The sequence below is a fragment of the Brachyspira catarrhinii genome, from assembly GCF_005518285.1.
Taxonomy (GTDB): domain Bacteria; phylum Spirochaetota; class Brachyspiria; order Brachyspirales; family Brachyspiraceae; genus Brachyspira; species Brachyspira catarrhinii.
In genome coordinates this window covers 1-5,709 of sequence record NZ_SJDU01000140.1, presented here as the reverse complement: position 1 = coordinate 5,709, position 5,709 = coordinate 1, and the positions used below count along the sequence as shown (strand labels likewise).

General features: G+C 32.1%; 6 protein-coding genes. 2 read left to right on the top strand and 4 right to left on the bottom strand.

All coding sequences use genetic code 11. The features are described 5' to 3' along the window. Positions 1-125: 125 nt before the first annotated feature. Entirely contained in the window at positions 126-509 is a 384-nt protein-coding gene (locus EZH24_RS06500) for a MerR family transcriptional regulator (protein WP_137998318.1), read from the bottom strand. Between the two features lie 283 nt (positions 510-792). Here EZH24_RS06500 and EZH24_RS06495 point away from each other — a divergent pair, with 283 nt between their 5' ends. Next, on the top strand, positions 793-1,608 hold the full coding sequence (locus EZH24_RS06495; protein ID WP_137998317.1) for a DNA-methyltransferase: 816 nt from the start codon (positions 793-795) through the stop codon (positions 1,606-1,608). Position 1,609: 1 nt separating this feature from the next. Beyond that, the gene (locus EZH24_RS06490; protein WP_170310845.1) at positions 1,610-2,179 is read left to right on the top strand and encodes an Hpy99I family type II restriction endonuclease; all 570 of its coding nucleotides are present in this window, start codon (positions 1,610-1,612) and stop codon (positions 2,177-2,179) included. Between the two features lie 183 nt (positions 2,180-2,362). On the opposite strand, the gene EZH24_RS06485 is transcribed toward EZH24_RS06490, so the two are convergent. From EZH24_RS06485 to EZH24_RS06475, 3 genes are all read right to left on the bottom strand, one after another. After that, a complete protein-coding gene (locus EZH24_RS06485; protein WP_201798572.1) occupies positions 2,363-3,445 on the bottom strand; it encodes an alpha/beta hydrolase in 1,083 nt (360 codons plus the stop codon). A gap of 151 nt (positions 3,446-3,596) precedes the next feature. Beyond that, complete coding sequence (locus EZH24_RS06480; protein WP_137998320.1) at positions 3,597-4,385, bottom strand: carboxymuconolactone decarboxylase family protein; 789 nt, start codon at positions 4,383-4,385, stop codon at positions 3,597-3,599. Positions 4,386-4,443: 58 nt separating this feature from the next. Then, positions 4,444-5,538, bottom strand: a complete 1,095-nt coding sequence (locus tag EZH24_RS06475) for an alpha/beta hydrolase (protein ID WP_170310844.1) — start codon at positions 5,536-5,538, stop codon at positions 4,444-4,446. Positions 5,539-5,709 lie beyond the last annotated feature (171 nt).

The following is a 5,709-nucleotide window of genomic DNA, read 5'->3' as shown; positions in this document are numbered from 1 at the left end:
TATTAATTATTTTTAATAATAATAGCATGTTTTAATTTTTTGTCAATAGGTTAAATAAAAAAAATTTGTCATCGCCTCTCGGCGGAGCAAACGGCGTGGCAATACAAATAAAAATAGATTATTTTTTATTTGGAAGTTAATAATTCTTTTTCTCTTTCAATTAAAATCTTTTCGTAATTGTCTATTTTGAAATTGAGTTTATCAAGTGTATTTTGAATCTCGTCCAATCTTTTTTGCATTATCTCTCGCTGCGAAATCAATAATTGTTTTCTCGCTTCCAAAGTCGAGTCCCCTTGTTTATAAAGTCTCATATACTCTATTAAAGTTTCTATCGATACGCCCGCGTTCCTAAAACATATTACGAATTCCAAATGTCCCAAATCCTTTTCGGTATAATTTCTTATTCCCGATTCTGTTCTGTTTACTTCTGGAATTAATCCTATTCTTTCGTAATATCTCAAAGTGTCGGCTGAAAGATTAATTTTTTTGCTCACTTCGGCTATAGTCATAATTTGCTCCTTAAAAAATTTTGATTATTGAAATACTTAAAATTATAAAATATTATTAATTATTATATTATAACATTAGAGTTAACTCCAGAGTCAATAGTAAAATTTGATTTTATTTATAATTTAGAAAAGGAAATATATTTTATATATCCATAATTTTTTTATAGAGTTTGTCAAATATTTTTCGTATTGATTTATATATAATAAAATTTATTCTAATTAAACTTGCAATAATATATATGCTATATTATTATTTAAAATTATAAAAGGAATAATAATCTTTATGCAGACAAAAACTAAATTTGAGGTTAATTCAAATCTATCGTTGATATTAAATAATTTTCATGTAGACGAATGCGTTAATTTTATGAAAAATAATATGGCGGATAATAGCGTTGATTTAATAATTACATCGCCCCCTTACGATAATTTAAGAAATTATAACGGATATACTTTTAATTTTAAAGAAATAGCTACCGAGCTTTATAGAATTACAAAAAAAGGCGGAATTGTGGTTTGGATTGTGGGAGATAAAATTAAAAACGGCAATAAAAGTTTAACGAGTTTCAAACAGGCTTTATATTTTCAAAAAATAGGTTTTAATGTTCATGATGTTATGATATATGCAAAGAAAAATACTCCGTTTATGCGTTCCAACGCTTATACAAATAGTTATGAGTATATGTTTGTTTTTTCTAAAGGAAAACCTAAAACTTTCAACCCGATTAAAGAGCCTACCGTAAGAAACGGCATGGAAATGCTTGTGGCAAATAAAGGTGCTGACGCTAAAAATAATAAAGTATTAAAAGAATTGAAAAAAGAAAAAACAAAAAGTAATATTTGGTATTATGCCGTAGGTTTAGGCGGAACTACCAACGATAAAGAAGCTTTTCAACATCCCGCTGTTTATCCAGAACAACTCGCTCTCGACCATATTTTATCTTGGAGCAACGAAGGAGACATAGTATTTGACCCAATGTGCGGTTCTGGGACGACTTGCAAAATGGCTTTTTTATCCAATAGAAATTTTATCGGAGTAGATATAAGCGAAGAATATATAGAAATCTCAAAAAATAGATTAAAAAAATATCGGGATTAGTATGGACATAGACAATTTTGTAATAGCAAATAAAAATATAGACAATATCGTTAAAAATTCCGTAGGCGTTATTAAAGCTATCAATGGAAATTTTGCTATGGTTTTATTTATTGGAAAAAACGAACTTAAAAGAACAGAAATTGAAAATTTAGAAATTATTGATATTTATAAAACGGGGAAGGGTTATAAAAATAAAATATGTAATATTTGCCATATATTAAAACCTACCGATGAATTTGAGATAAATCAAACCGATGCAAAGGGAATAAAAACTACTCGACCAAGTTGTAGAGAGTGTAGAAAAACTATAGACGGAGTAAAACTTTCAAATACGGAAAAGAAGAGAATGGATAAAATAGCTCCAACGAAAGGAAGTATTTTTGTATGTCCTATATGCGAAAAAAGAAGCATAGTCGGAGTTACGGCAAATCTCGTTAGAGACCATAATCATGAAACGGGAGAAGGCAGGGAATGGATTTGCGATAGCTGTAATACGGGACTTGGAAGATTTAAAGACAATCCAAAATTTTTAGAAAAAGTTATTGAATATTTGCGTAAATACGAAAAATAATTGCTCAGAGATTTTTGAATTTTTAATATGATACATATTGTAAAATTGGTATAAATAAAAATTAAGCAAAATTCAATAAATAAAGATTGCCTCGCAGAATTACGAGACAACTTTAAAATCAATTTAGGAAAAACATGAAAAAAATTTTACGCTAATTATCGGTATTTTTAATTATTAAACCTATTATAAATTATTTTTGTAAAATTCTTCCAATTTCTTTACCGCTTCGTCAACTAAATCCTCTCTAAAATAAGTTTGAATATGAGTGGCGTTTTTAAGCTCGTATAATTCTTTATTTTGAGTTCCGCTCGCTCTTTCAAAAACTCTTTCGCTCATATATTTAGTATCGGCGTTATCTCCAACAATCATCAAAAGAGGCTGATTTATAAGCTCGACATTATTTGTCGCGTCAAAACTCATCAAATCCAATAGAGAGCTTGTAGTATAGGCAAAAGTGGAATTAGGATGAGCATGCGTGTCTCCGTAATATATCATCCCTTCCCTATATAAATCGGTTGATATTTTTGAAAGTTCCTCTTCCGACAATTTGCTTGGTGCGGAACTCGTATAATTTACCTCGCCCGTCAAAACTTCTTTTTGTCTCGAATCGCTCGCTTCTTTCAATCTTTCTTGAATTGTGTCGATTTGAGAATCTAAAAAACCGTTTCTGCGAACAAGTCCGCTGTCGAACATACTTAAAGTGGCTACAGCTTTAAATCTTTTATCCGATTGAGCGGCTTTAATCGTATATCCTCCGCCTCCGCAAATTCCCAAAACTCCCAATTTGTCGACATCCGCTCCGTTGAAAGTCGATAGAAAATCTGCGGCGGCTCTAATATCTTCCACTCGATTGGCAGGAATGTCGATATTTCTTGGCAAACCTTCGCTTCCGCCTTGATAAGCGGCGTCAAAAGCTATCGTAATGTATCCTAATTCCGCAAGCCTTTGAGCGTAAAGTCCCGCAACTTGTTCTTTCACGCCTCCGTTTGGATGAGCCACGACAATAGCGGGATATTTTTTATTTGAGTCAAAATTCGCGGGAGTATAAATATTCGCCACAATTTTATTTTCTCTTATTTTATAAGAAACGGGATGCATATTAACTTCTCCATTTTTATTTTCGGTTATAGCTCCTTTATAAACTAAACCGAACTGATTTTTTGAGGCGTTTCTTCTTGCCTCTTCGCTTGGATTTGCAATAGTATTCATTGTATTCTCCTTTTCTTGTATTGATTTTTCTTTTGTCGATTGTTCTTTTTTGCGCATGAATTTAACGCCGTTAAAACAATTATAAAAAGAATTATTAAATTTTTTTATTTTTTATACTATTCATTTTATCTCCTTAAAAAATATTTAATTTTATTTTTTAGTTTTTAATTTTCTGTTTTTAATATTTTTTTATCTCGCCTCCTCGCGATTAATTAATACCGTTTATTATCGCTATAGCGTTTAGAGTTCTCGGATAGCCTATATACGGAATGCATTGAGTCACCGCTTCTATAAGAGTGTCTTTGCTATTGCCAACGGATAAATTGCCTCTTGCATGTCCCGTAGCTTGAGCTTCTTGTCCGCCAAGAGAGATTATCATTATGAAAGTCAAAAGCTCTCTCGTTTTCATGTCCAAACCTTCTCTCGTATAAAAATCTCCGAAACACATAGCGGACAAATAATTTTGAATATGTTTTTGATTTTCTGGAGCGTTTGCATGAGCATCCAATATTCTCTGTCCAAAAGTATTGGTTTGAATTTCCAAGCCTTTTTCAAATCTCGTATTATCCGAAACCGTAGCTTGAGACGGCAGAGGAAGTTTTATATTTTTGTCTTTGAAAACTTTATTCGCTTCTTCTAATGCCGAAAACACTTTTGGAAAACCCACATAAGGAGCGCATTGATATAAAGCCTCTTTTATTTCAATTGCGCTCGCTCCCACATTCAAAGCCGCTTCGACATGCTCCGCTATCATGCCGTTCCCTTGACTTGCCGTAAGTGAAACTAAAGTTATAAGCTCTCTTAATTTAGGTTCTAAACTTCCATGATTATAAACCTCTCCGTAAACGAAATTATTGAATATATTTTGCAAATCTTCGTCTTCTTTTGAAACTTCAAAATCTCTCTTCAATAATTCTCTATATTTTTCATTAGCTTTCATTGTTCTTTCTCCTATCATATTTAATGAATTTTTTGGTTTATTTATGCATGAAAACATAAATAAAACGACAATTATTAAAACTAAATATTTTATTCTCTTCAAAATTTTACCATCCTTAATTTAATTTTTTATCTTCAAGATATTTATAAAGCAAATCTGCAACTTCCTCATTATTCAAATCGGAAAATGGAAAATGCGTATTGCCATGTATTCCCGCTTCTGGCAGCATAACTATTTCAATATCTCCGCCATGTCTTTTCAAAGTCTCTTCCCAAATTTTCATTAATTCTATTCTCAATCTCCATTCTTCCAAAAAAGGATTTTCGGAATGTTCTTTTGGAATAAAATCTCCGAAATATAATACTATTGGAATTTTAGCGAGTTTATTAAAATCGTCCAAACTTATTTCTTTAATCGGAAGATAAGTTGGCATAGTTATATTGTTTGAATTGGGCAACTCTCCCGCTGGAAAAGGAAAAGTGCAACCTCCTGGCTCGTATAATACCAAAGATTTGACTTTATTATTTTTTATCGCCGTATAGAAAACGGGTCCGCCTCCTTGCGAATGAGCGACTAAAATTCCTTCGCCAATTTTATTAAAGAGTTCCGACATCGCATCCGATACGACTTCTTCGTCAAAAGCCCCAGTATTCGGCGTAACTTGACGATAGTATTGATTCAAAGTTTCTTCGTCTTTTTTGAATTGAACTCCGTCATAAAAATCGGGATAAAATCCTAATCTGAAGAAATTAAATAAATATTGCTCGTCTGGAGTCGGATTAATCGTAACAGGAACGGAACTTCTTCCCGCTCTTCCTCTTCTTGGCTGGTCTACTAAATACACGCTAAAGCCTTTTTTCAAAAATATATTTTGAAATCCTTCTCTGCCGTCTGGCGTGGTTTCAAAACTTTTTGCCGATTGTCCGCCGCCATGCAAAAATACTATCGGATATTTTCGAGCGTTAATCGGAATTTGATAAAAAGCGTATCCATGGTCGCTATGATAAGTTTGCCCGTTCGAGCTTGGAAACAAATAGTATCCGTTAAACTCTCCCGATGCTTTCTTAACAGTCCCGCCGAAAGCGAAACTTCCTTGCTCTTCCAAAATAATTTTTCCTTCATATTGATTGTTATTTTGATTATTGCATCCGTAAATAAAAAATATGGACATAATAATCGCTGTAATAAAAATTAGTTTTTGTTTTATCATTTTCTTTCTCCTTCTTTTCTCTGATTTTCATATTAAGGTAAAGATTGCCCCGCAGATTTACGAGGCTACCTTTACTCAAGGGATTAAACATGAAAAAAATTTTTTTAACAACACATTTTATAATTAATTTAAAGTCTTCATATCTATCACATATCTAAACTTAACTTTTCC